Raw genomic sequence first — 26,836 nt, 5'->3', positions numbered from 1 at the left:
ACCGCCAGGCGCTGGCTCGATGGACTGGGAGGGATTGCCGGCTCGATCACCTGGGGCGTGATCATGCTCAACTTCATCAACACCGCCTTAACCTATCGCGACCTGACTCGGGATGGAGACTTCAGTGCCAAGGACATCGGCAAGGTTGCGTATGGGTTGGGGTATAGCTTGAACCTGTTGATGGCGGTATTTGTTGAAGCGCCTTGGGCGGTGATCAGGGATGCAACGCCGGTGCTGATTGATGGCAAGAATGTGGGGATTCTGGATCGCTCTGCGGGTTATTGGAGGGCGAAGGGAAATCTCGCATGGGGTGATGCCATACGTGGGTTCAGGGTTTCGATGGTGGCTATGGGTGGGTTTGGGCTGGCGGCGGTTACGCTTGAACTATTTGATGTCAGAAATGATTTCTACGCAGCGAAAACATCAGAGGAAAAGGACGCGATTATTGTAAAGGGCATTTCTATATTCGCAATGGGAGTAGGCTCAACTTTTCAATTGATGGCCGGGTTGTCCCCTGCAAGCGTCTTCACAATTGTTGCGATGAGCCCATGGTTCAGTGTGGCGCTGCTCGTAATAGGTTCTATATATCTTTTTACTACGATGGCTTTGAGTTATTTCAAGCAAGACAGCGTGGGCTGGTGGCTACGCAAGTGCTGTTGGTCGAAAACCTTAGACTATCGCTACCCCAAGACTGCCAAAGGCAAGAGTGACGATGTACGCGCATTGATAGAAATTCAATTGTCTCCGCAGATTCATGTCAAAAGCACCGTGCACTATGAGAATCGTTATCTTGGCAAAGGCGATTACTACAGCGTAGCGGTACAAAATGGCGCTGGAGTACAAGTACGCTTGCCAAATCTGGTACGCGGGGAGTCCGTGCACTTCAACATAGTGAGCAGCAAGCGACCATGGGGCGTGCTACCTATAGAAAAAATAGACGACGCACTGCATCAAGCTTTTCTGGACCGTGGGCAATTCAGGAAGGCCGAACAGTTCGGGATGCTTACCAACAAGCCAGCTGGCGAGGCAAGTGAAGATTTCACTTATCCTCTCATGCCACCTGAAAATGAAGACCTCATCTGGGAAACCTGGGTGCCGCTCGACATGGACGCAACATATTTGGAGCTGCAAATCTGGTACCCGGTCACTCTGATCAATCCTGGCGAGGACGATAGAAGCTATCTGTTTCAGATGGAGCTTGGCACAAGAGGCGATACTGCTATCGATGGTTTGGCTGCTGTGGAGCTTGAAGTGAAGGCATCAAGCAGAATTGGCACACCGACTCTGGAAGTAGCAGAGGATATACCTGTATGAATCAGCAAGAAAAAGCCTTGTATCTGTCGATAAGTAAAGACGTTCTGAACTGGAAAATCAAAACACTTGCGAGATCGCCCAGAGAAATGATGATAACTCAGTCAACATTTATCGCAGTCTACCTAACAGGAAGCACACTTTTCATTTGGGGAGGCTGGATAATGTTTTCAGACAGTCTCTATTCATTAGTAGGCACGATACTCGCGCTTGCGGGAATTCTTGCTTATTATCTATGCCTGCTCATCCGCCAAAAAACCATCTACAACTACACCATCACCACCAACCACGCCCTCGTAGAGTACTACCTTCACTACCCCGACTTCGCCTCTTACTTTTTCAAAGGCATGGCCATTGCCGTGATCATGCTGTTCGTATTCGTAGCCATACTCACCGGATCAATGCTCTTCCTGGTCGGCCCGGTAGCCATGGCCTGTATCGCAGCCATCAAGCTACTCAACTGGGAAAATCCCATCCACCACGAACAAAGCCTGCCATGGGACGAGTACAACTTTGTCACCGTCGACCGCAAACGCTTGATGATCATCACCCACCGCACTGACGTCACACTAGGCTTCGAAGCCCGCTTTCAGCACGAGGTACTGTTCAACAAGTACCTGGATTTTCTCCATACAGTGCTCCCCTCCACTGCCGAGTTCACTGAAAAAGCCTGGAAGTAGTAGCACGCCCAAGCTAACGTACACGCCGGAATTCAAGCCCTACCCACCAAGGCCTCACCATGATCCAGATTCGCCCCATGACACCGGAAGACTTCGAGCGCTTCTGGCCCACCTTTCAGGCTGTCGTCATCGCTCAGGAAACCTACGCCTACGACCCTGCCCTCACTCAGGAGCAGGCTCGCGATGTCTGGATGAAGCTGCCTCTGCATACCCTGATTGCCGAGGAAGATGGCCAGCTTTTAGGCAGTTATTACCTGAAGGCCAATGCGGCAGGCCCGGGCAATCACGTCTGTAACTGTGGCTACATGGTGACGGACGCTGCGCGTGGTCGGGGTGTGGCGCGGTTGATGTGCGAGCACTCGCAGCAACTGGCACGCGACAGCGGGTTTCTGGCGATGCAGTTCAATTCGGTAGTCGCCAGCAATGAGGTGGCGGTCGGGTTGTGGAACAAGCTGGGTTTCGAGACCGTCGGGCGGTTGCCGAAGGCTTATCGTCATGCCCGTTTGGGCCTGGTGGATTGTCTGGTGATGTTCAAGTGGCTGGCTGACGAGCCGGTGGCCGAAGAGCCTGCGCAGCCCAAGCTGATCGGCCGCAAGAATATCGAATCCGTGGTGTCGCGTCCGCGTCGAAAATAAGCATGACGCACACATGAAAACGGGGCCAGCTCACCATGAGAAGGCCCCGTTTTTGTTATTGCTCGGTGCTTATTTGCCAGAGCCTGCATCGGGCTGCTTCTGCAACAAGACCCGAGTCACTCGGCGCTCTTCCACACCGACAACGTGCAGGTCCCAGCCCTGCCAACTGAGGCTGTCGCCGGTGGAAGGCAAACGATCCAGCAGGCTCATGACCAATCCGGCCAAAGTCTGGTAATCCTCGGTCGCCCTGGCCTGAAAGCCGGTGCGCTCGCGAATCAGACTCAGGTTCAAGGCACCCGATACTACGAAGTCCTCGCCCTGCTCGACGATGTCCGGGCCTTCCACTTCGCTGGCGTCAGGCAGTTGGCCAGCGATGGACTCGAGAATGTCGGTCATGCTCAACACGCCGATGAAGTCACCAAACTCGTTGACCACGAAGGCAATGTGCGTCGACTCCTTGCGCATCTGCTCCAGGGCATTGAGGATGGTGAAGCTTTCCAGCAGGTTGATTGCCTTGCGCGACATCAGTTTCAAGTCGGGCTCGTTGCCGGACAGCAGCTCCTTGAACAGTTCTTTCTTGTGCACGAAGCCAAGCGGCTCATCGATACCGCGCTCGCCAATCAGCGGCAGGCGCGAGTAGGACGAGTGCATCAGTTTCAGACGGATCTTCTCGGCGCTGTCGTTCAGGTCGATATAGTCGATTTCGGCCCTTGGCGTCATCACCGTGCGAATCTGCCGCTCTGCCAGTTGCAGTACGCCACTGATCATCACCCGCTCACGACGATCAAACACCGGCTCGCTGCTTTCGCCCTCAAGCATGTCGGTGATTTCTTCATCCACATCACCTGACTCCAGCTTGCGTCCGCCCAACAGACGCATCACCGCATGGGCTGCACGCTCGCGGCGTGGCAGGTGCCCGTTAGCAGACTTCTTGCTGCGTTTGCGGGCGATCTGGTTGAACACCTCGATGAGAATCGAGAAGCCGATGGCCGCATACAGATAGCCTTTGGGAATATGGAAACCCAGGCCTTCTGCAGTCAGGCTGAAGCCGATCATCATCAGGAAGCCCAGACACAGCATGATCACCGTGGGGCGGCTGTTGACGAATTTGTTCAGCGGCTTGCTGGCAATCATCATCAGGCCGATGGAGAAGATCACGGCGATCATCATCACCGACAGGTGCTCGACCATGCCCACGGCGGTAATCACCGCATCCAGCGAGAACACGGCGTCCAGTACGACAATCTGCGCAACGATAGGCCAGAACAACGCATAGCCCGCATTACCGGCGCGTTGGGCGACATGGCCTTCCAGCCGTTCGTGCAGCTCCATGGTGGCCTTGAACAGCAGGAACACACCACCAAAGAGCATGATCAGGTCACGGCCGGAGAACGTCTTGCCGAATACCTCGAACAGCGGCTCGGTCAGCGTCACCATCCAGGAGATGCTCGCCAGCAGGCCAAGGCGCATGATCAACGCCAGCGACAAGCCGATGACGCGCGCCTTGTCACGTTGTTCAGGGGGCAGTTTGTCCGCAAGGATGGCGATAAACACCAGGTTGTCGATACCCAGTACCAGTTCCAGCACGATAAGGGTCAGCAGGCCAAGCCATGCCGTGGGATCAGCGATCCATTCCATGGTTTATGCAGCCTCACGATAAAAATGACAGGGGTTGGTATGGGTCACTGTAGACCAGCCACCATGGCTGAACGTCAGGCATGGCGTTGCAGCGTCAGGACGCGAAGGTCTGCCGGAATCCAGGCAGTGCAGGAGGTTAAATAGAAAGACGTTCGAATGAAGCGGCCTGCTCGGTAACATTGAGATCACCGGCCAGCCATAAGCGATGGGAGGAGGACAACTCGGAGGCTCCTGGAGGGTATTCATACAGTCCTGAAAATTAATACGGGCGCTGATCGTACAATACCTGTAGATGTTTCGTACGTTGAGAAAGTATTACAAGACTTGACCGCGAGGCATGCTGCTTGCCGAGCAGCACACGCACATGGGGCGACGTTTTGTCACACCTCCAGGCACTACCAGTTGTCTGACAACAGAATGTCGCGGGTAGATGCGCCCCGCCATTTGTTTTAAAATGTTTCCATAACGTCATGCATGCGCAGTGCTCCTCGCGATCAGCTTCACATCGCTATCCACTGCTCGCCTGAACAGAATCATAAAAAGAAAGCCCGTCATAGACGGGCTTTTTTCGTTTTCAGCTTTTGCATCCGATGCCTCATTGGCATCCCGGCAACCCGTTTTCTTGACCTTTGAGGTGATTTACCCATGCTGCGCATCGTTGTTGTTCATTTTTTCCAGTGGCTCAAGCGCCTATCTTCCGCGCTGTTTTTTCGCAACGCAGAGGACAGCTATTCGCGCAGCTTCACACGTGAAAACGATGATGAAGGCCGCTGGACCTTCGTTTCGATCGTCATTGTTCTGACCCTCAGCCTTTATTGCCTGGCTGGCCTGGGTTACTACGCCAAGACCAACATCTGGGACGGCTTCACTCAGGAGCAGAAAGAGAACATCGCCCAAGCCATGGTCGTCAGTTCGCAGAATCTCTGACAGCTGCTGGGTTCAACTAAATGGGGGAAGCGAAAGCTTTCCCCATTTTCGTTTCAACGGCTTGTCATGGGCACGCTTTTCTGCGAGAAAGCCCGCTCGCGCCAATGACAGAGCGCGCTGTAACCGGAAGCCGCGTAATGACCAGAGAGTTACAAATTACCGATCTGCACCCCGGCGAGGGCAAGGCAGTGGTCAAGGGTGCGCTGATCACCACGCACTACACCGGAACCCTGGAAGACGGCACCGTCTTTGATTCCTCACACGAGCGCGGCAAACCGTTTCAGTGCGTGATCGGCACCGGGCGCGTCATCAAGGGCTGGGATCAGGGCTTGATGGGCATGAAAGTGGGAGGCAAACGCAAGCTGTTCGTCCCGGCCCATCTGGCTTACGGCGACAGAACCATGGGCGCGCACATCAAACCCGGCGCAGACCTGACGTTCGAGATCGAACTGCTTGAAGTGCTGACCCGCGACGATTGAGCACCACGCCTTGCAGATCGTCATGAATCGGCCGATAACCTGGGAGATACAGGCACACGCCTGATTGCTTGTTATCGCGGAAAAAGCCATGCTCCGGGTATGGAATTCAAGGTCTTGGCACAGGAACACGTATGGCGCTCAATAAGTCGACTCAGGAGCTGAAGCGGCACCTGAAAGGGACAGCAACCAATCTGGAAAACACGGCGGAAGAAATTCTCAAACTGGCCTCGCAAATGAACGATGTAGACGTCACTGCAGTGCTGCAGATGGTCAACCGCCTCTACAGCGATGCCGATCAGCTCAAAGCCTATGCCGATGAGGTCAAGGCCAAGAGAATCGTGCGCGCCAAGCCGCTGTAAATCGCAGTACCCGAGTTCAGTCGTGCTTTCGGTCCAGAGGGCCTTCGATGCTGCCACAGCCCGCCAGAATCAGCGCCAGCCCACGGCAACTGAGCATGCAGAAATGGCGTGGACGGGTCGGCATGTGTCTAATCGCGAGCCTGTCGGTGCTGGCTGGCATGACCGATGCCATTGGCTTTATGGCAACCGGCGATTTCGTTTCATTCATGAGTGGCAACACCACCCGGCTTGCAGTCGCGATCAGTGATGGCGACCTGAGTGTGACGGTACGTCTGACCCTCGCAATCCTTGCTTTCATTGCCGGCAACGCGCTGGGCGTGGTAGTTGCGCGGCTTGGCGGCAGACGCGCCCTGCCCTTGCTGCTGGCGATCGCCACGCTGCTGTGCGCCGCCGCAGCGTGGCCACTGGAAAGCAACATGCTGGCATTGGTCTGGGCCATCCTGGCGATGGGCATGCTCAATGCTGCTGTCGAACAGGTCAACGGGTTACCGGTCGGCCTGACCTACGTGACCGGTGCACTGTCGCGTTTCGGTCGTGGTCTGGGCCGCTGGATGCTGGGTGAACGCCGAGATGGCTGGCGCGTGCAGCTGGTCCCGTGGGTCGGCATGTTTGTCGGCGCGGTGGTCGGCGCAATCCTCGAGCAACACCTGGGGCTCAATGCCCTGCTGATCAGCGCAGGCCTGTCGGCATTGCTGGGGCTGGTTTCACTGAAAATTCCCCATCGCTGGCAACGCCACTACATCCCACGCTGAACCCTGCGATTCCCATCCGCTGAAATACGTTTACCATACGCCGCCGTTCACAACCGACCTTCGTCATGACCTCTGAAGCACTCGCCATCTTGCAACAGCAGCTACTTGCCGCCTTGAACAACGTCCCGACTGAAACCCGCCGCCTGTTTCACGGCCGTGGTCGAGTATGGCCTGGACTGGAGCACATTACCGTCGACTGGATGCAGGGGGTGGTGCTGGTCTCGCTGTTCAAGGCCCCTCTTGAGCACGAACTGGAAGCACTGACACAGCTGCTGAATGAATTGATCGACACGTCGCAGTGGCAGCAAAGTCAGGCTCACACCCTGCTGCTGCAACACCGCTATCTGCCGCAGAGCACCACGCAATGGCTGTCCGGCGAAGTCGTGGATGAATGGGTGATCACCGAAAACGGCCTGCGCTACAAAGTCGACTTCGGCAAGAAACAGAACAGCGGTCTGTTTCTCGATATGCGCTACGGCCGTGAATGGGTACAGGCTCAGGCAAAAGGCAAACGCATCCTCAATCTGTTTGCCTACACCTGTGGCTTCTCGGTGGCAGCCCTGGCCGGCGGCGCCGACCATGTGGTGAATCTGGACATGGCCCGGGCAGCCCTGAATCGTGGCCGAGAGAATCACCGGCTCAATGATCAGGACCTCAGCCGCGTCACCTTTCTCGGGCATGATCTGTTCAAGTCGTGGGCTAAAGTCACCCGTTCCGGCCCTTATGATCTGATCATCATTGACCCGCCGTCTTTTCAGAAAGGCAGCTTCATGCTCGACAAGGACTACCAGCGGGTATTGCGCCGCCTGCCGGAACTGCTCGATGAAGACGGGTCGGTACTGGCGTGCATGAACGACCCCGCGCTGGGGCCCGAGTTTTTGATTCAGCACACCGCAATCGAGGCGCCCTGCCTGCGCTTCGAACAGCGCCTGGAGAACCCGCCGGAATTCCCGGATGCTCGGGTCGACGGTGGTTTGAAAGCCCTGGTGTTCAAGGCAGAAGGGTTGAACCGCTCGGGATGGGCTTGACGGCGAAAATTCCGGCCAGCGGCACTCGGGTGTCGCTGGCGACTGCAACGATGCATGTAATGTGACGGGAAGTACACTGACAACCTTTTCTCACTCAAGAATATGCCTCTATAAAAGTCTGACTATTAACCAACTTTCCGCTCCTTGATACTTCCCGAATAAAGAGTAAAAATTTTTACGCTGGGCAGTAGTTTTTTTTAAACCACGCCACTAGAGTGATATCAAGTCGCCCACATTTGTACAATGGCCCCCGCCATGAAGTGGTGACACAAAGGGGATCCATAATGCCAATAAGAAATATCGGATTGAACCTCAGGGCGTTTCTCGGCTTCGGCATTATTTGCCTGCTGCTCGCCGGTCTCGGCGCCCATGCGCTCCTCAAGATGGACGGGCTTCACCAGTCCGCCAAACAACTGCAGAACGACTGGTTGCCCAGCGTAAGGCAGGCAGGCCGTATCGAGACCGCCGGTCTGCTTTATCGCCTCGACGCTCGGCGCTTTGTCATGGATGACGACAGACGGTCTGCCGAGTCAATGAACAAGCTCAATGGATTAAAAAACTCGTTACTGCAAAACGCTGACACTTACGGTCCTTTGGTATCGAGTCCGGAAGAAGAAGATGCCTACCGTAAAGTAAAGGCCGACGCCGTGGCCTATATCGCCAAAATCGATGAACTTGTTGAACTCAGTACTCGCAAATCCGACAGTGAATTATTCGTATTCATTCGCGACGTCACCAGCCCGCAGGCAAAGGCATTACAGGCCTCGATAGAAAAGTTGATAGAGGTCAATCTCAAAGGGGCCGAACAATCTGGCCAGGTGTCCGACAGGAATTATGAAAGCGGGCGAACCGTCACCTTCACGCTGATTATTCTTGCCGTCGTCATTACCTTGATCGTGGCAACAGTGTTCACCCGCAGCATCGCAAGACCGGTCAAGGCACTGCTCGATTCCACACGCCGTATCGCCGAAGGTGATTTGCGTACGACGGTGGAAATCAACGGTGCCGACGAACTGACCGAATTGCAAAAAGCCAGCGCGGCAATGCTTTCCAGCCTGAAGGACACGATTCAGCATATTTCCGACGCTTCCGGCCTGCTCGCCTCGGCAGCCGAAGAAATGAGCTCGATCACACAGGATTCCACGCAGGGCATACAACGCCAGACCCAGGAAACCGAGCAGGCGGCCACTGCGGTCAACCAGATGACGGCGGCCATCGAGGAAGTGGCACGCAATGCCGTCGCGGCCTCGACCTCTACCCAAGCGTGTGAAAAGTCGGCGCAGACCGGCCAGGATTGCGTGGGCCAGACCATTGCAGCACTGGAAAAACTCAGTACTACGGTGGACAGAACCGGCGCTGAAGTTGAAGGGTTGGCCAGCCAGGCACAGAGCATTGCCAAGGTCGTGGACGTGATTCGGGCCATTGCCGAGCAGACCAACCTGCTGGCGCTCAACGCCGCTATCGAGGCCGCACGCGCCGGCGAACAGGGCCGAGGTTTTGCGGTCGTCGCCGATGAGGTGAGGGCATTGGCGCACCGCACGCAGACGTCTACCCAGGAAATTGAACAGATGATCCAGGGGATCCAGAAAAACTCCAATGAAGCCGTCCAGTCGATGAAGCAGAGTAATGCGGAAACCGACGCAACCCTGCTGATCGCCCAGCAAGCCGGCATCGCGATCAAGGACATCACCTCATCGATCAGCCACATCAATGAACGCAACCTGATGATTGCGACCGCCTCTGAACAGCAGGCGCACGTTGCACGCTCGGTCGACGAAAACCTAGTGAGTATTCGCGACCTGTCGGCGCAGAGTTCTTCAGCTTCCAGCCAGACGTCTACTGCGAGCCAGGAGCTGTCCCGCTTGGCCGTGGACCTGAATCGTATGGTGGCGAAGTTTTCAGTCTGACCAACAGCCGACTTGAGCTGCGCTTTTGCGCCTTACCAGGGCCGGAAAGGCGCAAGCGCATGCGAAGTGGATCACGCGAGATCACATTGTCGATGCGCGTTGACCGGTCTTTCAGCTCATGACCGGCGTTCTGGGTACCTTTGACGTTGTCCTGGCGGGTCGCTGCAATCGCGATAATTTCAGTCAGGCCTGGCGAGATATCCTCATCGCTGCGCTATTCCGCCTGCCCGAATACCTGGCTGGGTCGTCGCAGCGAAGGGTCGAACGGGTTGATTCTGGCACTGATCACTGCGGCTTCGCGCTTGAGCAACTCGACCACGGTCGTCAGACGATCAGGCCCCAATCGATCAGTGATGGTCGCCACGCTGAGCGCCGCCACGGCCCGACCGCTGCGGTCCAGGATCGGCACTGCCAGCCCGGCCATGCCTGGCAGCGCCCCGGTATTACGCCCGGCGTAGCCGAGGCGGCGCACGTTTTCGACCTCCGAGCGTAGAAACACCTCGTCGTACAGGTGAAAATCCTTGAGGCGCGGCAGGTTGTAGGCAATGACTGTCTCCCGCTCTTCCTCAGGCAGAAAAGCCAGAATCGCCAGACTCCCCTGCCCCACGCCCAACGCGACACGGCCACCAATGTCGCCGGTAAACGTGCGGATCGGGTAAGGACCTTCACTGCGGTCCAGGCAGATTGCGTCGAAACCGCTGCGTGCCAGTAAAAACAAAGAGTCCCCCAACGACGCAGACAGGCGCAGCAGGCTGGGCCGCACCACGTCGCGCAGATTACCGGTGTTGCCGGCTTTTGCAGCCAACGCAAAGAACTCGATACTCAACCGATAGCGCTTGCTGAGCAGGTCCTGCTCGACCATGCCTTCGTCCATCAGACTGCGCAGTAAGCGGTGTGTGGTGGGTTGTGACAACCCGACCCGCTGCGCCAACTGCGTGACCCGCTCGCCGCCTTCGTCACAATCGCCCAGGCACCGCAATACGGCGAACAGCCGGGAAACAGCGCCAACACCGACTTGCGTAGCGTCACTATTCCGATCAGTGAAATTTTTCATTGATAACGCCCGCTATTTTTTCACTGAGAGAATTAACTAAAAGAAAAATGTTATTCAGTGAAATTGCTTATTGAGCCCATCCTAGCCTTCGTCCTACTCTCAGTCCACAGGGGCGATTTGAACAATCATCGGTAGCGGATGGGCCGAGCAGTGAAAAGAATTCGCCCCTGTCGACGGCCAGATTCGTGGCGACCACTGCGTCTATGGAACCGTAGCGCTTGGAGAGACCTTCGAGCTGCAGAAATGCCATACCTGCTTCCACCTTTATGCATGCGCGCCGAGGCACGCTTTTGTCATGGGCAGATGCGAAATGAAGTCATACAGCTCTGTGGACGTTGGTGCTCGCTCTGAGTCCGGCTGCGGCAAGACCACCACCCTGCAAATGATCGCCGGCTTCGTTGAAGTCAGTGACGGGCGCATCGTGCTCGACGGTCGCGATATCACTCACGCCAAACCCAGCAGTCGGGGCCTGGGCGTGGTGTTTCAAAGCTATGCGCTGTTTCCCCACATGACCGTCGCCAACAACGTTGCATTCGGCCTGCGCATGCGCAAAGTGCCTGCCGCCGAGTTGCAACAGCGAGTCAACCGGGTGCTGCAACTGGTGCGTCTTGGCCAGCATGCCGAGCGCTACCCGCGCGAACTGTCTGGTGGGCAACGGCAGCGCGTCGCATTGGCGCGGGCGCTGGTAATCGAACCGCCGGTGCTGTTGCTCGACGAACCGCTGTCCAACCTGGATGCCAATCTGCGCGAAGAGATGCAGTTCGAGATTCGCCGCATTCAGAATGAAGTGGGGATTACCACGCTGATGGTCACCCACGATCAGGCCGAGGCCCTGTCGATCAGTGATCGGGTGGTTGTCATGCAGGCCGGGCGCATCACCCAGATCGACGAGCCTTACACACTTTACGAGCACCCGCGTACACGCTTCATCTCGGGCTTTGTCGGCAAAGCCAATATGTTGCAGGGCGATCTGGACAGCACTGGCAGCCCGCAGGTTCGTCAACTGCCCGGCAATGGCGCGCTGACCCTCAGCCTGCGTCCGGAGAAGATCGATCTGGTGGCACCTGGCTGCGGACGGCTGTCCGGGCGCATCGTCATGCGTTACTTTCTCGGCAGCCAGTGGCTGTACCGGATTCACACCGACATCGGCGAAGTGACCGTGGTACGCCGCAACGACGGCCAGGCACCGCTGGAACAAGGCGCAGCGGTCGACATGGACTGGCCCACCGAGTTGCTGCGCGTGCTGGATGCCGACGAGGTGCGCACATGAGTCTGCTGACCGAAATGCGTCAGGGCGGCCGCGGTTACTGGCTGTCGGCCCCGGCACTGGCGTTGTATATCGGCTTGCTGGTGCTACCCCTGGGATTGACCCTGCTGCTGTCGTTCAACGTTTTCGACTATCAGGTCGGGGTGAAAAGCGACAGCTACACGCTGGCCAACTATATGGCCGTGGTCAGCGACTCGTATTTCTATGAAATCTTCCTGCGCACCTTCTGGATCAGTGCGCTGGTGACCCTGCTGTGCGTGCTGATCGGTGTGCCGGAGGCCTACATTCTGAGCCGGATGGGGACACCGTGGCGCTCGATCTTCCTGATTCTGATCCTGACACCCTTGCTGATTTCAGTCGTGGTCAGAGCGTTCGGCTGGAGCCTGCTGCTGGGGGCGGACGGGTTGATCAATCAGGCTATCCAGTTTATGGGCGGGCGGCCGGTGAAGCTGCTTTACACCCCTTTTGCGGTGATCATCGCCCTGGTCCACGTCATGTTGCCCTTCATGATCATTCCGGTCTGGACATCGCTGCAAAAGCTCGACCCCACTGCCGAACAGGCCGCGCTGTCGCTGGGTGCCAGTCAGGCAAGAGTCATGCGTTCGATCGTGCTGCCGCAGGTCATGCCCGGCGTGCTGTCTGGCTCGTTGATTGTGTTCGGCCTCGCCGCCAGCTCTTTCGCCATTCCCGGCCTGCTTGGCGGTCGACGCCTGAAGATGGTCGCCACGGTGATCTACGACCAATACCTCTCGGAACTGAACTGGCCGATGGGCGCGACCCTGGCCGTGGCCCTGCTGCTGGTCAACCTGCTGGTGATGCTGTCCTGGAACCGCATGATCGAAGGCCGTTACAAAAAAACTCTGGGGGAATGATCCATGTCCAAGAACGGTCCTTTGGCCCTCTCGTTTCATGCGCTGGTAGTGATTTTCATGATGGCCCCACTGGTCGTGGTGTGTCTGGTGGCGTTCACCCCGGAAAACACCCTGAGCCTGCCCACCACCGACTTCTCGCTGCGCTGGTTCAAGGCAGTGTTCGAACGTGCAGACTTTATCGACTCGTTCTACAACAGCCTGATGCTGGCATTCGTCTCCGCGACTCTGGCGACCTTGATAGCGGTGCCTGCCGCCTTGGCAATCACCCGACATACTTTCCCTGGCCGCAATTTTTTCAATGCGCTGTTTCTTTCGCCGATCATCATTCCGCATCTGGTGCTGGGAGTGGCGATGCTGCGTCTGTTTGCACTGATGGGCGTGAACGGCAGCTTCACCTGGCTGATTTTTGCCCATGTGCTGGTCATCACGCCCTATGTGCTGCGTCTGGTGCTCGCTGCGGCGATCGGTATCGACCGCAGCGCCGAACACGCCGCCGAGTCATTGGGCGCAAGCCGTTTCATCCTGTTTCGGCAGATCACCCTGCCGATGATCCTGCCCGGCGTAGCGGGCGGCTGGTTGCTGGCATTCATCAACAGCTTCGATGAGGTCACGCTGTCGATCTTTGTCACGTCACCCGCCACCCAGACCCTGCCGGTGCGCATGTACGTCTACGCCACCGAATCCATCGACCCGATGATGGCCGCCGTGTCGGCACTGGTCATCGCGCTCACCGCCGCCACCATGATCCTGCTCGACCGGGTCTATGGACTGGATCGCGTGCTGGTCGGCAAACACTAACCGGAGCTTTGACGTTATGGCATTGCTGAAACGACTGACCGAACATGACCGCCCGGTTCTGCCCTTTACCCTTGACGGCCAACCGGCCAGCGGTCTGTTGGGCGACACCTTGCTGACCGCCGTATTGACCGCCAGCGAGTACGTGCGAGGCAGCGATTTCAGTGCCGAGCCGCGCGCCGGGTTCTGCATGATGGGCGCCTGCCAGGACTGTTGGGTAAGGTTGGGTGACGGACAGCGAGTGCGTGCCTGTTCGACGCTGCTGGAAGCCGGCCAGGCGGTGATTCGTGAACCAGGGCGCTGCGTATGAGTGATCAGGCCATTGCCATTATCGGCGCAGGCCCGGCTGGCATTCGCGCCGCTCAGACCCTGCTGGCCCACGGTATCAAGGCCTGCCTTATCGATGAAGGCTTGCGCGGCGGCGGCCAGGTCTACCGCCGCCAGCCGGAAAACTTCCAGCGCTCGGCCAAGGCGCTTTACGGTTTCGAAAGCAGCAAGGCCATCGCAGTGCACCAGACTCTCGACGCGCTCGCAGAGCAGATTGACTACCGCCCGCAAACGCTGGTCTGGAACGCCGAGGGCCATCAGCTCGACACCCTGCAAAACGGAACAGCCGGGACTATCGATTTCACCCGGCTGATTGTCGCTACAGGCGCAACCGACCGAATTCTGCCAGTCCCCGGCTGGACCTTGCCTGGCGTTTACAGCCTGGGCGCCGCGCAGATCGCGCTCAAGTATCAGGGCTGTGCGATTGGCGAACGCGTGGTGTTTTGCGGCAGCGGACCCTTGCTGTATCTGGTTGCCTACCAATACGCCAAAGCCGGCGCAAACGTGCTGGCAGTGCTCGACAGCGCGCCATTTTCGGCGCAGTGCAAAGCATTGCCTGCGTTGCTCGGCCAACCCGCAACCCTCGCGAAGGGCCTGTATTACCGCGCATGGCTGAGCGCCCGTGGCATTCCGGTGCATCAAGGCGTACACCTCACGCGCATAGAGGGTGAACAGCGTGCGACCGGCATTCAATGGCAACGTAATGGCCAATCGAACCTGCTGGCCTGCGACGCAGTAGCCTTTGCCCATGCGTTGCGCAGCGAGACACAACTGGCCGACTTGCTCGGCTGTGCATTCGACTGGAGCCCGCTCAACCGCGCGTGGCTGCCTGCTCGTGATAACTGCGGGCGCAGCAGCGTGTCAGGCGTGTATCTGGCAGGCGACGGCGCTGGAATCATGGGCGCGGACGCTGCGGAGATGGCCGGAGAACTCGCCGCCCTCGGGCTGCTGCAAGACATTGGCGTCACTGTCGACGCCCTGCGTATCCGGGATCTGCAAGCCGCACTGCAACGCATCGAACGCTTTCGCCACGGGCTGGAAACCGCCTTCCCGTTCCCAGAGGACTGGGCCGCCCGCGTGGCGGATGACACCGTGGTATGCCGCTGTGAAGAAGTCTCAGCGGGTGAGATTCGCACGACCGTTCAGGATGGCCATTGGGAGATCAACCGGGTCAAGGCCCTGTGCCGAGTCGGCATGGGCCGCTGCCAGGGACGGATGTGCGGCCTGGCAGCGGCAGAGATCATCGCTCGCGAGAGCGGTCGGCCGGTGGAGCATATAGGCCGTCTGCGTGGCCAGGCCCCGATCAAGCCGCTGCCGTTCGGGCTGGCGCTTCAATCAGTGGAGAAGCAATCATGAGCACACTGATTGAAACCGATGCGATTGTCATCGGCGGCGGTATTGTCGGCTCGTCGGCAGCCCTGGCGCTTGCACTGAAGGGCAAGCGTGTGGCCGTGCTGGAGCGCGACTTTTGCGGCTCGCACTCCAGCGGTGTCAACTACGGCGGCGTACGCCGTCAGGGCAGGCCATTATCGCAGTTGCCCTTGTCGCAGCGGGCGCACCAGATCTGGGGCAACCTGCGCGAACTGATCGGCATCGACGGCGAATACCAGCGCTCGGGCCACCTCAAACTGGCACGCAGCGAACAGGACATGAATGCCCTGCGCGCCTACGCCGAAGCCAGCCAGGGATTCGGCCTGGATTTACAATTGCTCGATCGCGATCAACTGCGCGCCCGCTATCCCTGGGCAGGCGACGTCGCGGTGGGCGCATCGCTGTGTGCCGACGACGGGCACGCCAATCCGCGTCTGGTATCGCCCGCCTTTGCCCGCGCTGCTCGACGGGCTGGGGCACAGGTATTCGAGCAGGCGCAGGCGAGCGAAGTCAGCCATGACGGCAACGCCTTCATCGTCACAACTGCCAGTGGCCTGACCCTGAGAGCTCCCTGGCTGCTCAACTGCGCCGGGGCGTGGGCTGGAGAACTGGCGGCGCAATTTCACGAACCGGTGCCTATGTATTCAGGGCATCCGGCGATGCTGGTGACAGAACCGTTGCCGCTGTTCATGGACGTCAGCACCGGTGTCGAAGGTGGCGGCATCTACGCCCGGCAAGTGGCACGCGGCAATTGCGTACTGGGCGGCGGACAAGGTTTTGCCATCGATCCGGCGCGCGCCAGACCGGGACAGGCGGCAGTACTGGACATCCTGCGTAACGCCGTCGAACTCTACCCGCCACTTGCCGGTGCCCAGGCCATCCGCACCTGGAGCGGCACCGAAGGCTATCTGCCGGACCGTGAACCCGTGCTCGGTCCGAGCCTCACCCAAGCGGGCCTGCTGCACGGCTTCGGTTTTGCCGGGGCAGGTTTCCAGATCGGTCCGGCGGCTGGCGAAGCGCTGGCCGAATGGGTTTGCGACGGCGCATCACTTATCTCGCTCGAGGCGTTTTCCATCGGCCGCTTCCGGCAGGCAACCGCTCAATTCAAGGCTATCGAATCCGCTACGAACATCATCCCATTGCACAGAGGAAGGTCGTCCCCATGAAAAACACCCAACGTCTCGCCCTCACCGGCCTGTCATGCCTGCCCTTGGCGGCTGCACTGTTTTGTATGCCTGCCCAGGCCGACACCACGCTGTACCTTGGCATGAACGGCGGGACCATGGAGCGCCTGTATGCCGATCAGGTGTTGCCCGCCTTCGAGAAGGCCAATAACGTCAAGGTAGTGATCGTTCCAGGCACGTCAGCCGATATCCTCGCCAAGGTGCAGGCAAGTAAAGACAACCCGCAGATGCATGTCATGTTTCTCGACGACGGCATTATGTACCGGGCCATCTCCATGGGCCTGTGCGACCCCCTGCAACCCAGCGCCAGCCTGGCCGACCTGCCTGCCAAGGCCAAAATCAAGGAGCAGGCCGCCGCCGTCAGCCTGGGAGTAACCGGCCTTGCCTACAACACGCGAATGTTCAAGGAAAAGGGCTGGAACGTGCCCACCTCGTGGATGGACCTGGCCGACAAGCGCTTCAAGGACAAGGTCGTGTTCCAGTCACTGGCCTCTTCGACCTTCGGCCTGCATGGTTTCCTGATGTTCAACCGGATCCAGGGCGGCAGCGAGAAAGACGTCGAACCAGGCTTCAAGGCCTGGCCGAAAACCATCGGCCCGAACGTGCTGGAATACATCGCCAGCTCGGCAAAGATCTCGGAAATGGTCCAGACCGACGAAGCCGCGCTGTTCCCGTTGACGCCGACGCAGGTGACCGCCTTGAAGATCAAGGGCGTGCCAGTGGAGTACGCATCGCCCAAGGAAGGCGGTGTTGTGTTGAACGTGGCTGAATGCACAATCGCCAATAATAGCCAGCCGGAGCTGGCCCAGAAGCTGGCCGCCTATTTGCTGACGCCGGAAGCACAGGCACCTGCGCTGGAGTTTGGCGATCAGATCCCGTCAAACCCGAAAACGCCAACCACGGACAAGACGCGTGCCCAGGTCGAGGCCATGGAAAAATACCTGGAAACAGCCGTAACCATCGACTGGGATCAGGTCAATCAGATCCGCCCGGAGTGGAACGCGCGCTGGAGCCGCAGTATCGAGCGATAGACGTTTGCGGCCAGCTCGACAGGTATCGCCGCCTGCAAAACGTCACCCGTTGATTGCCACCTGGCAAATTATTTCAACTTATTACCGCGCAAGGGAGTCCCACCGTTACGCCCACTTTTTCGGGCGCATTTAACGGTGGTTCTTTCTGTATGAGTTTTATTGTCTGCATGGGCGTGCTTGGCGTGCTGTTGATGCTGTTGGCGCTCACTTCCTCCTATTTGCGCTGGATGCCGGTCACCACCTCGGCGGTATGCCTGGGGTTCGGTTTTGGCATCGGTCCGATGGGCCTGGATATCGTCGATCTGGATTTCGAAAAATCCTATGAGTGGCTGGAACGTCTGACCGAAGTGGCGGTGCTGTTTTCCCTGTTCGGCACAGGCATCAAGTTGCGCCTTCCCCTGCGTGGCAAAGCCTGGCACTCAGCCTACTGGCTGGCCGGGCCGGTCATGCTGGCGACCATTGGCGGCGTGACGGTGGCAGGCCACTACACCATCGGCCTGGACTGGGGCGTGTCGTTGCTGCTCGGCGCGATGCTGTCGCCGACCGACCCGGTGCTGGCCGGGATGGTTCAGGTCAACAATGCTCAGGATCAGGACCGCCTGCGCTTCGGCCTGTCCGGCGAAGCGGGCCTCAACGACGGCACGGCCTTTCCATTCGTGATCTTTGCCTTGCTGTACCTCAGTTCCGGGGGCGCGATGAGCGACTGGGTCCAGGGATGGCTGATCAAGGACCTGATCTGGGCGGTGCCGGCCGGTTTGTTGATTGGTTACGGCATGGGCCGTGGGGTCGGCCATCTGATGATCTTTCTGCGCATCAAGAACGCCGACAGCACCACCTCGCCCAATGACTTTCTGGCACTGGCGCTGATCGCCCTGGCCTATGTGGTCGCGCAAGGTGTCGGGGCGTTCGGCTTTCTCTCAGTGTTTGCCGCCGGATTCGGCCTGCGTCAGGCCGAAGTCAGGGTCACGCGTTCTGAACTGCCCTCTGAGCATGTTGCACAACCGGTCCTCGGGCATATGACTGCGTCCCTGGAACAGGGCACCGTCGCGCAAGGCGACGACATGAGCGATTCGCAGCTGGCCGCCGGCGTGATGATGGGCGACATGCTGGCGTTCGGCAGCCTCGTCGAGCGCGCGATGGAAGTGTTGCTGATCACCCTGCTGGGTGCAGCGCTGGCGATGTACTGGGACTGGCGGGCCATTGGCTTGGGGCTGGCATTGTTTTGCGTCATTCGCCCCGCGAGTGTCTGGCTGCTGGTCAGCCGCCGCCTGCTCAACGTCAGACAAAAAGCGCTGGTGGGCTGGTTTGGCATCCGGGGCATCGGCAGTCTTTATTACCTGTGCTTTGCCTTGTCGCACGGCCTGGCGCACGATGTCGGCCACGTTGTGATCGGCATGACTCTCTCGGTCGTCGCGCTGAGCATCCTGGTGCACGGCATCAGTATTCAGCCTTTACTGGAGCGTTATGAGCGCAGTACCGCCGCCAGTCCTGATTGATTGCCCGTTACGGCAGAGGGCCATAGAGCAGCTCGATGAGCGTATTGGAACAAGCAATTGGACTGCGGCATTTCGACTCGGTAGCGTGGCCGCCATATAGCGATGCATGGCAAAGCAATACGCCGCAGTCGGTGCAAATCCGGAGGCGGCCAGCTAATATGCAAAACAGCCAAAGGCACTTTGCCAGCTTGCAATCAGGCTTGATACACCAAGTCCTGGAAAAGAGCTGAACCCCTGTAGCCCGCTGTCCTCCAAACCCGGTAATACAGCCCACTCAATCATTTAGAAGGTGAAATGTCAGAACCCGTCCTGATGGACCGCTTTGCACGTAAAGTCGATTATCTGCGCATGTCGGTTACCGACCGGTGCGATTTTCGCTGCGTGTACTGCATGGCCGAAGAGATGACGTTTCTGCCTCGGCAACAGATTCTGTCACTGGAGGAAATCCTTCAGGTGGCCGAGCGCTTCGTGGCGCTGGGCACGCGCAAAATCCGCCTGACCGGCGGTGAACCGTTGGTACGCTCGGGTATCGTCGATCTGTGTGAAAAGATCTCTGCGCTGCCCGGCCTGCGTGAACTGTGCATGACCACCAATGGCTCGCAGCTGGAAAAACTGGCCGCGCCGCTGTTCGAGGCGGGCGTCACGCGTCTGAATATCAGCCTGGACAGCCTTGACCCGCACCGTTTCCGCGAACTGACCCGCACGGGCGATCTGCACAAGGTCATTGCTGGTATCGATGCGGCCAATGCTGCCGGCTTTGTGCACACCAAACTCAATTGCGTGGTCATGCACGGTCGCAACGACCATGAGATCAACGACCTGCTGGCGTTTGCCATCGATCGTAACCTCGACGTCTCGTTTATCGAAGAGATGCCGCTGGGCATCATCAGCGAACACAGCCGTGCCGAATCCTTCTATTCAAGCGATCAGGTTCGCGAACGTATTGCCGAACGTTACACGCTGGTGCCTTCCACCGACTCGACTCAGGGGCCGTCGCGCTACTGGCGTCTGGCCGAAGCGCCGGGCATTCGCATCGGCTTCATCTCCCCGCACAGCCATAACTTCTGCGGCACCTGCAATCGTGTGCGTCTGACGGTCGAAGGCCGATTGCTGCTGTGCCTGGGCAACGAGCACTCCGTGGACCTGAAAGCGGTACTGCGCGCCAACCCCGGTCAGCCCGAGAAACTTGAAAAAGCCATCATCGAGGCCATGCAGATCAAACCGTGGAGCCACAACTTCACGCATGACGATGGCGTTCAAGTCGTGCGCTTCATGAACATGACGGGCGGCTGACCGCCGCCCTGAACGACGCCTCACACGAGGCGTTATTTATTTGCCGGCTTTGCGAAAGAACAAGGTGATCTGCCCTACTTCGACACCCAGCTTGGTCATCGACGAACGATTGGCCATGGTCTGCTCGTCGATCAGGTACATCCAGTCATCCAGGCTGACGTCATACTCGGTGCCGTCCACCGGCAGTCTGAGCACGTAGTTCCAGTGGAAGCTGTTGCCCGCCACTTCGCCGTAAGCCTCGCCGACAACATCGCCTGCCGTGCCCTTCCAGCGTCCCGGACCGTCAGGACGCAAACGCCACTCGCGAACCTGTTTGGTGCCATCGCTGTAGCTAAAGGCCTCGTGCATAACCAGCACTTCGCCTTCACTGTGCCCGTCGATCAGCACCGTAAAGCGCTTGGTGACCTCGCCAGAGCGCTTCTGGAACATTCCCCAGGCTTCGACGCGCCCCGTGAAGTATTTGCGAAGATCGAGTTTCGGTGCTTCCTGGCTGTAACGGGTCACCGGCACCCCACCGCAGCCGCTCAAAATCAGACCCATACATAACATCAACATCCACTTTCTCAACATGCACCCTCCTTGACGGGTCATGAGCCTTTACTGCCGAGCAGTTGTTCACGAAGCTCGGGGTTACGGGTTTTCGGGTCAAGCCAGATAGAAAAGAAAGCCTTGGCGAACTGGCTGTCGGGCACTACATGCTGAAGCGTGTCGCCAACGTAGAAACGTGCTTCCCGTCCAGGCAGGTAGACGCCGGTAATCTTCATGCCCGGCCGGACGTCGACAAATGACTGGTTCATCTGCTGACGCCATTCAGTCAGTTGCCGTTCGTTCACCTGATTACCGGAAATACGCTTGATCTCATCGATACTGGCGTCGACCAGATCTTCACGATCAATGGCGCGGTGGTAAGTCAGCTCGAGGGCCAGCGGGGCATCGGCGACGAAGGGCTTGGTGGGGCTGAGCAACCGGGCTGTATAGATACGAAAGCCGAACAGGCTGAGGTCCCCGCCGCCGACGACCTGAGCATTGGGCAGTGCTTCGCGCCAATCCGCCGAAGCGCTGCCGCTAAGCACAATCAGCAACCATAGCCATCGTGGCACGCGCATCGGCAACCTCTGTTAAGGACTGTACAGACGCTGCCGTGGCACGCGCGGCAGAGAGAATCAGAAAGGTCAGAGTAGCTGACTGATGGCCGGAATCTATACCACCAAAAACACTTTGTACAACTCATCAGACCATTACCCTTTCAGCGCCGAAAACCAAAAAGCCTGTTCCCGACCAGAATCGGGAACAGGCTTCAGGACTTGCGGTGCTTCGGGCTCAGGCCACTTGGGAATGCGCTGGTCGGCGAGCCTTCTGCCATTCGCTTTTCAGCGCCTGCAATGTGTTCTCCATGAATGCGCGATCGGCAGCGGCCTTTTTGCCGACATAACCCTGACCACGACGAAACATCTTCAGCGATGCCCGCATGTGCGGGTGCGCATCACGGAACTCACGCTCCTGGGTATAGGGCGACATGGCGTCTACGCGAACTTCGCCTGACTCGGCAATCCATACAATGTGGTCGTCGAGCGTGTCCTTGCGCGCGGCAAACAGACGAGCCAGTTCATCAATAGTCGGTTGGGTGTTGATATTCATGTTGATGCTCCTTCGCTCGTAGGCTGTTCAAAAATTTATACATCAAGTTCATGCGCCGGAGCCTTATCAACGCAACACGGTCGAGTGGTCGTCGATTACAGTTCCGGCCCTCAAGGACATGCAGGTAGCCTTGATGAAAAGCCGCTACACAACGGCATCAGCGTAGAGAAAACAGCAAGAAGCAGTCACGAAACCCAAAGACCCGGCCCAGGATCGGCAATCGATCCGTTACAAGCATCATGAGGACATTTCGCCAGCTTCTCGCCCTTATCGACGACAAATGCCAGTTCAGCTCCATCAATCTGCCTTGTGGGCAGCCTACATCCGGGAACATCTCGACGGCTTGCCGAGCCTGTTCATCACACCTTTTGCAGCGCTCCCGATCGGGGAGACAGCTGCATAATGCAAAAGGAAAAAGGGTACGTCAACGATTATGTAGTGATTATTTCTAGTCACTACATAATTGCATGAGGGACCGGTAGTTACGCAGAAACCTGACTGAATAGTCACAGCCACCTGAACATATCGCGCAATAAAAAAGCCTGAAAGCTTTCGCTTCCAGGCCTTCCCACAACACACAACTCTGTTACCGTCAGCTCACTTTAAAGCGTCCCACCAGCCCCTGCTGCTGTTCTGCCAATCGAGCCAGTTCGCGACTGGTCACGGCAGTCTGCTCGGCACCTGCACTCACCTGAATGACCAGCGAGTTGATGTCATTCACGTTGCGGTGGATCTCTTCAGCCACCAGGCTTTGCTCTTCAGCGGCCGAAGCGACCTGGATGTTGCGGTCGCTGATGGTCGCGATGCCTTCGGCGATTTCTTCCAGCAGCTCGCCAGCGCGTACCACGTTGCTGGCACCCTCCTGCGCCTTGCCCAGGGTTTCCTGCATCGACGCAGCTGCGCGTTCGGAGCCGGATTGCAGGTTGGCGATCATTTTCTGGATGCTGACGGTAGAGTCCTGAGTCTTTTTGGCCAGGTTGCGCACTTCATCGGCCACCACTGCGAAACCGCGCCCCTGCTCGCCTGCACGTGCAGCTTCGATGGCTGCGTTGAGGGCCAGCAGGTTGGTCTGGTCGGCGACACCACGGATGACATCCAGCACCGAGGAGATCGAGTTGCTTTCGCCCTTGAGCTCTTCAATGATCCGTGAAGTCTCTTCAGCCTGCACCGAAAGCCCCTGAATCAGACCGATGGTGTTATCGATTTCGGTCTTGCCCTGCACGGTGCTGTTGTTGACACGTTGCGACATCTCGGCAGCGTCGGTAGTGCTGCGCGCGACATCCTTGACCGTGGCACTCATCTCGCTGATGGCCGTGGCGACTTGGTCAGTGCCCTGACGTTGTTGCGCCACGTTCTGACTGGTTTGCAACGCCACTGCAGAAGACTGCTCGGCGGCGGTGGCTACCTGCGCCGTGGCGCTGCCGATTTCGCTGATAACCTCACTGATCTGCTGCGCCATGTTGTCCAGATTGCGCGAGATCTCGCCAAATTCATCCTTGCCGATATAGCGGGTTCGCGCGGTCAGGTCGCGGGTAGAAAGTGCCATCAATGTACGGTTAACATCGACAACCGCAATCTTGATATTGCGGATGACCACCGAAGCCAGCCACAGCACTACGATCAGCATCAGGACGACAGTGGCAACCGCCACGTACAGGCTGCTTTGAGCGGAGCTGCTCGCGTCCGTTGCCACGCCGACGACGTTCTGGCCAAGCTCTGCTTCTACCTGAGCCATCATGTCGATACGCGCGGTTGCAAGGTTGAACCAGTCTTCCGGCTTGACGTTGAGCGGGTCGCCCAACGGTGTATCGAAACCCAGCCGTTGCAAACGGGCGACTTCAAGTGATCCCGGCTGTTGTAGAACATCATTCAACTTGGTTTTGAATGCCTCCGGAGACCAGCGCTGAAATGCTTCGAGGTAACCGGAGAACTCTCCCAGGTTACGACTGAAGCGCGATAACAGTGGCGCATCAAAGCGGTTCTGGTTGAATGCCTGAACGAGCAGTACGCGCTCGCGACCGGCACGCTCCTTCATATCCACGAATTGGTTGAGCGAACTCAGTCCACGCAGTATTTCCGGATCTTCGATACTCGCTTCCAGCGAATAGGAGAATCCGACGAGTGTTTTGATAACGTCGGTGAATCGCGTAGAGGACTCGGTGTTGTTGATCCCCAGCGTATCGATCTTGAGGCGCAGCGCGGTCAGGTCATCCAGTGCGCGGTAGACTTTGTCCGGAAAGGGAATACCGTCGGTCGACTGGGCGCGCATCTCGCTTATCGCCTTGTCGGTATCCTGACGGAAGGCCTTCAGCTTGTCCTGCATGGACTTGCCACCACTGCCCAGGAACACGCCGCTGGCCCCGCGTTCGCGCTGGATGGTAGTGACCACGTAGCTCAGTTTCTGTGCAGCACTGGTGGCTGTCACTGCGCGCCTCATGTCACCGAGGTTCTCGCTTTTGTCAGCCACGAAAATACCTGCAAAGGCAAGAAAGCCCAGCAGGGGAAACATTAAAATAAGCAGCAGTTTCATACTCAAAGGAGCATTTCTAAGCATTGCAGACCTCATGACATGCAGACTTTTCTATAAAGACTATCCAGGGCGTAACGTTCTGTAGCGTCGACGTTTTCTTGTCGCCAAGGACTGTTGGGTAATCAGCCTGCCGTAGCCGGTCTTGCTTCCGTATCACTGTCTCGGCTGTCTGCCGAGAAGCTTTACCAACTATTTGAATTTGTTAGTTCAAATAGCGAACTCAATAAAGCAGAGGGTGCGGAAAGTTTGGATCCACAAAAAGATGACCGCCTTGGGCAGTCATCCTGAGAAAAGAAATATAAAGATACCGAGAGGGTCGCCTGCAACAGCGGCGACAATCTCAGCAGATAGAAGTTGCAACTTTTTTTATTCAACTCATAAGCTTTATAACGTATTAACGCAGGTTGGTCCTGGCCAGCTCCAGCACTTCACTGCCCCGCCCGCTCATGATCGCGCGCATCATGTACAGGCTGAAACCCTTCGCCTGCGCCAGCTTGATTTTCGGCGGGATGCCCAGCTCCTGTTTGGCAGTGACGACATCGATCAGCACCGGTCCGGGATGATCGAACGCCTTGCGCAGCGCTGCCGGAAGCTCTTCGGCGTTCTCCACCCGCAGACCGAGAATGCCTGCGCCCAGCGCAATACCGGCGAAATTGGTTTCATGCAGGTCAGTGCCATGCGGCACATAGCCGCTGGCTTTCATTTCCATGTCGACAAAGCCCAGCGAGCTGTTGTTGAACACCACCATTTTGATAGGCAGGTTCAACTGACGAATGCTCAGCAAGTCTCCCAGCAACATGGACAGGCCGCCGTCGCCGCAAAGGGCTACGACTTGACGATCCGGATGTTCAGCCTTGGCCCCTAAAGCCTGTGGCAAGGCGTTGGCCATCGAGCCATGGTTGAACGAGCCAAGCAGACTGCGCTTGCCATTCATGTGCAGGTAGCGCGCGGCCCACAGCGTTGGCGTGCCGACATCAACGGTGAAGATCGCATCGGCGTCCGCCTGTTCGTCGACCAGTCGGGTGAGGTATTGCGGATGAATGGGGGTGCCATCTGGTGTAGGCGTTGCCAGCTCATCAAGCTCTTCGCGGGCCTTGGCGTAGTGCTTCAGGGCTTTGTCGAGGAAACGACGATCTGCGTGGGGCTTCAGCTTTGGCTGAAGCGCCTCGAGGGTTTCCCGCACCCCACCGACCAGCCCCAGCGCTACCGGCGTACGGCGGCCCAACTGAGTCGGGTCGAGGTCGATCTGAATGATATCGGCTTTCTCGGGATAAAAATTTAGATAGGGAAAGCTGCTGCCGAGGATCACCAGCGTGTCGCAGGACAGCATGGCGTGATAGCCGGAGCTGAAACCGATCAGGCCAGTCATGCCGACATCGAACGGATTGTCGTACTCGACGTGTTGTTTGCCGCGCAGCGCGTGAACCATCGGTGCACCCAGCGTGTCGGCCAGCGCGAGGACCTGCTCGTGAGCCCCGGCACATCCGGCACCGCACAACAGGGTTACGGACTTTGAGTCGTTAAGCATATCGGCCATCGACTGCAGGTCGCTTTCTGCCGGGACAACGCTGGGCGGCGTGGCCTCGATCCATTTCGCGGCAACTTCAGGTGCCTCGCTGAGTGCTACGTCGCCTGGCAAGACGATAACCGCCACACCTTTCTGGCTGATCGCCGCACGCATGGCACGTTCCAGCACACGCGGAAATTGCTCGGGGTTGCTGACCAGCTCGACGAAGTGGCTGCACTCCTTGAACAACTCTTGCGGGTGAGTTTCCTGAAAATAGTCCAGGCCGATTTCCGAAGACGGGATATGTGCAGCAATTGCCAGCACCGGCACCCGATTGCGGTGGCAGTCATACAGACCGTTGATCAGGTGCAGGTTACCCGGCCCGCAGCTGCCAGCGCAGACCGCCAGCTTGCCGCTGGACGCCGCCTGGGCACCGGCAGCAAAGGCTGCGACTTCTTCATGACGGGTGTGCATCCAGCGAATCGAGTCGGTGCGTTCCAGGCTGTCAGTCAGGCCGTTGAGGCTGTCACCGGACACCCCCCAGATGTGGGAAACGCCTGCCGCTGCGAGGGTTTGCGCGAGATGATCGGCAATGGTCTTGGACATTAGGGTTCCTTGTCGAGGCAATTATGAGTTCGGTAAAACGCGCGCAGCGCTCTGCCACGCCTGTTGTGGTCGACCCGGCGGATTCTCGACAGTTCAGAAAACCTGAGCCCTGTTCAGGGCTCGGTCAAGCTGCTTGCATCGGCAAACGG

The 26,836-nt window shown here is 58.0% G+C and carries 23 protein-coding genes and 3 pseudogenes; 18 read left to right on the top strand and 8 right to left on the bottom strand.

Translation table 11 applies throughout. From position 1 onward, the window contains the following. From ALO80_RS17500 to ALO80_RS17490, 3 genes and pseudogenes are all read left to right on the top strand, one after another. Window positions 1-1,314: pseudogene (locus tag ALO80_RS17500) on the top strand (hypothetical protein); the annotation flags it as partial. Beyond that, window positions 1,311-1,991: a hypothetical protein gene (locus ALO80_RS17495; RefSeq protein ID WP_055009912.1), complete on the top strand. Its 681-nt coding sequence runs from the start codon at window positions 1,311-1,313 to the stop codon at window positions 1,989-1,991. The pseudogene ALO80_RS17500 and the gene ALO80_RS17495, both read left to right, overlap by 4 nt. Window positions 1,992-2,050: 59 nt before the next feature. Beyond that, window positions 2,051-2,626: a GNAT family N-acetyltransferase gene (locus ALO80_RS17490; RefSeq protein ID WP_055009911.1), complete on the top strand. Its 576-nt coding sequence runs from the start codon at window positions 2,051-2,053 to the stop codon at window positions 2,624-2,626. 69 nt (window positions 2,627-2,695) lie between these two features. Here ALO80_RS17490 and ALO80_RS17485 read toward each other — a convergent pair whose 3' ends face one another. After that, entirely contained in the window at window positions 2,696-4,264 is a 1,569-nt protein-coding gene (locus ALO80_RS17485) for a TerC family protein (protein ID WP_055009910.1), read from the bottom strand. A gap of 645 nt (window positions 4,265-4,909) precedes the next feature. Here ALO80_RS17485 and ALO80_RS17480 point away from each other — a divergent pair. From ALO80_RS17480 to ALO80_RS17455, 6 genes are all read left to right on the top strand, one after another. Further along, entirely contained in the window at window positions 4,910-5,191 is a 282-nt protein-coding gene (locus ALO80_RS17480; RefSeq protein WP_055009909.1) for a hypothetical protein, read from the top strand. Between the two features lie 137 nt (window positions 5,192-5,328). Continuing rightward, window positions 5,329-5,670: an FKBP-type peptidyl-prolyl cis-trans isomerase gene (locus ALO80_RS17475; protein WP_055009908.1), complete on the top strand. Its 342-nt coding sequence runs from the start codon at window positions 5,329-5,331 to the stop codon at window positions 5,668-5,670. A gap of 131 nt (window positions 5,671-5,801) precedes the next feature. Next, window positions 5,802-6,029 (top strand): hypothetical protein, encoded by a 228-nt coding sequence (locus ALO80_RS17470; RefSeq protein WP_003317903.1) that lies wholly within the window; start codon window positions 5,802-5,804, stop codon window positions 6,027-6,029. 47 nt (window positions 6,030-6,076) lie between these two features. Beyond that, entirely contained in the window at window positions 6,077-6,781 is a 705-nt protein-coding gene (locus tag ALO80_RS17465) for a YoaK family protein (RefSeq protein WP_055009907.1), read from the top strand. 65 nt (window positions 6,782-6,846) lie between these two features. Further along, a complete protein-coding gene (locus ALO80_RS17460; RefSeq protein WP_055009906.1) occupies window positions 6,847-7,809 on the top strand; it encodes a class I SAM-dependent methyltransferase in 963 nt (320 codons plus the stop codon). A gap of 383 nt (window positions 7,810-8,192) precedes the next feature. After that, on the top strand, window positions 8,193-9,716 hold the full coding sequence (locus ALO80_RS17455) for a methyl-accepting chemotaxis protein (protein ID WP_235812491.1): 1,524 nt from the start codon (window positions 8,193-8,195) through the stop codon (window positions 9,714-9,716). Window positions 9,717-9,930: 214 nt separating this feature from the next. Here ALO80_RS17455 and ALO80_RS17450 read toward each other — a convergent pair whose 3' ends face one another. Next, window positions 9,931-10,770, bottom strand: coding sequence for an IclR family transcriptional regulator (locus ALO80_RS17450; protein ID WP_055009904.1), 840 nt, complete (start codon window positions 10,768-10,770; stop codon window positions 9,931-9,933). A 136-nt stretch (window positions 10,771-10,906) separates the two neighbouring features. Further along, window positions 10,907-11,020 (bottom strand): annotated as a pseudogene (locus ALO80_RS29750) (ABC transporter ATP-binding protein); the annotation flags it as partial. A gap of 102 nt (window positions 11,021-11,122) precedes the next feature. Here ALO80_RS29750 and ALO80_RS17445 point away from each other — a divergent pair. The 9 genes and pseudogenes from ALO80_RS17445 to moaA all read left to right on the top strand — a co-directional run. Next, window positions 11,123-12,040 (top strand): annotated as a pseudogene (locus tag ALO80_RS17445) (ABC transporter ATP-binding protein); the annotation flags it as partial. Then, on the top strand, window positions 12,037-12,909 hold the full coding sequence (locus tag ALO80_RS17440) for an ABC transporter permease (protein WP_055009902.1): 873 nt from the start codon (window positions 12,037-12,039) through the stop codon (window positions 12,907-12,909). The pseudogene ALO80_RS17445 and the gene ALO80_RS17440, both read left to right, overlap by 4 nt. 3 nt (window positions 12,910-12,912) lie before the next feature. Further along, on the top strand, window positions 12,913-13,707 hold the full coding sequence (locus ALO80_RS17435) for an ABC transporter permease (RefSeq protein ID WP_055009901.1): 795 nt from the start codon (window positions 12,913-12,915) through the stop codon (window positions 13,705-13,707). A gap of 16 nt (window positions 13,708-13,723) precedes the next feature. Further along, entirely contained in the window at window positions 13,724-14,014 is a 291-nt protein-coding gene (locus ALO80_RS17430; protein ID WP_054985079.1) for a (2Fe-2S)-binding protein, read from the top strand. Further along, window positions 14,011-15,387 carry an FAD/NAD(P)-dependent oxidoreductase gene (locus tag ALO80_RS17425; protein WP_055009900.1) on the top strand — a complete coding sequence of 459 codons (1,377 nt, stop codon included), beginning with the start codon at window positions 14,011-14,013 and terminating at the stop codon, window positions 15,385-15,387. Before ALO80_RS17430 ends, ALO80_RS17425 begins: the two co-directional genes overlap by 4 nt. Continuing rightward, window positions 15,384-16,568: an NAD(P)/FAD-dependent oxidoreductase gene (locus ALO80_RS17420; protein ID WP_055009899.1), complete on the top strand. Its 1,185-nt coding sequence runs from the start codon at window positions 15,384-15,386 to the stop codon at window positions 16,566-16,568. The genes ALO80_RS17425 and ALO80_RS17420 overlap by 4 nt, the downstream gene beginning before the upstream one ends. After that, window positions 16,565-17,617, top strand: coding sequence for an ABC transporter substrate-binding protein (locus ALO80_RS17415; protein WP_055009898.1), 1,053 nt, complete (start codon window positions 16,565-16,567; stop codon window positions 17,615-17,617). Before ALO80_RS17420 ends, ALO80_RS17415 begins: the two co-directional genes overlap by 4 nt. 149 nt (window positions 17,618-17,766) lie before the next feature. Further along, window positions 17,767-19,113 carry a cation:proton antiporter gene (locus tag ALO80_RS17410; protein WP_055009897.1) on the top strand — a complete coding sequence of 449 codons (1,347 nt, stop codon included), beginning with the start codon at window positions 17,767-17,769 and terminating at the stop codon, window positions 19,111-19,113. Between the two features lie 294 nt (window positions 19,114-19,407). Next, entirely contained in the window at window positions 19,408-20,406 is a 999-nt protein-coding gene (gene moaA / locus ALO80_RS17405; protein ID WP_055009896.1) for a GTP 3',8-cyclase MoaA, read from the top strand. A 36-nt stretch (window positions 20,407-20,442) separates the two neighbouring features. Here moaA and ALO80_RS17400 read toward each other — a convergent pair whose 3' ends face one another. From ALO80_RS17400 to poxB, 5 genes are all read right to left on the bottom strand, one after another. Then, window positions 20,443-20,976, bottom strand: a complete 534-nt coding sequence (locus tag ALO80_RS17400) for a DUF3833 domain-containing protein (protein WP_055009895.1) — start codon at window positions 20,974-20,976, stop codon at window positions 20,443-20,445. A gap of 17 nt (window positions 20,977-20,993) precedes the next feature. Continuing rightward, entirely contained in the window at window positions 20,994-21,512 is a 519-nt protein-coding gene (locus ALO80_RS17395) for a chalcone isomerase family protein (RefSeq protein ID WP_055009894.1), read from the bottom strand. A 214-nt stretch (window positions 21,513-21,726) separates the two neighbouring features. Continuing rightward, entirely contained in the window at window positions 21,727-22,044 is a 318-nt protein-coding gene (locus ALO80_RS17390) for a hypothetical protein (protein WP_055009893.1), read from the bottom strand. Between the two features lie 592 nt (window positions 22,045-22,636). Beyond that, window positions 22,637-24,553, bottom strand: coding sequence for a methyl-accepting chemotaxis protein (locus ALO80_RS17385; RefSeq protein WP_055009913.1), 1,917 nt, complete (start codon window positions 24,551-24,553; stop codon window positions 22,637-22,639). Between the two features lie 415 nt (window positions 24,554-24,968). Continuing rightward, window positions 24,969-26,687, bottom strand: a complete 1,719-nt coding sequence (gene poxB / locus ALO80_RS17380) for a ubiquinone-dependent pyruvate dehydrogenase (RefSeq protein ID WP_055009892.1) — start codon at window positions 26,685-26,687, stop codon at window positions 24,969-24,971. Window positions 26,688-26,836: the final 149 nt, after the last annotated feature.

This window comes from Pseudomonas caricapapayae (assembly GCF_001400735.1).
Taxonomy (GTDB): domain Bacteria; phylum Pseudomonadota; class Gammaproteobacteria; order Pseudomonadales; family Pseudomonadaceae; genus Aquipseudomonas; species Aquipseudomonas caricapapayae.
Note: the sequence above shows the minus strand (reverse complement) of the source record. Positions and strands in the feature narration are given on the sequence as shown.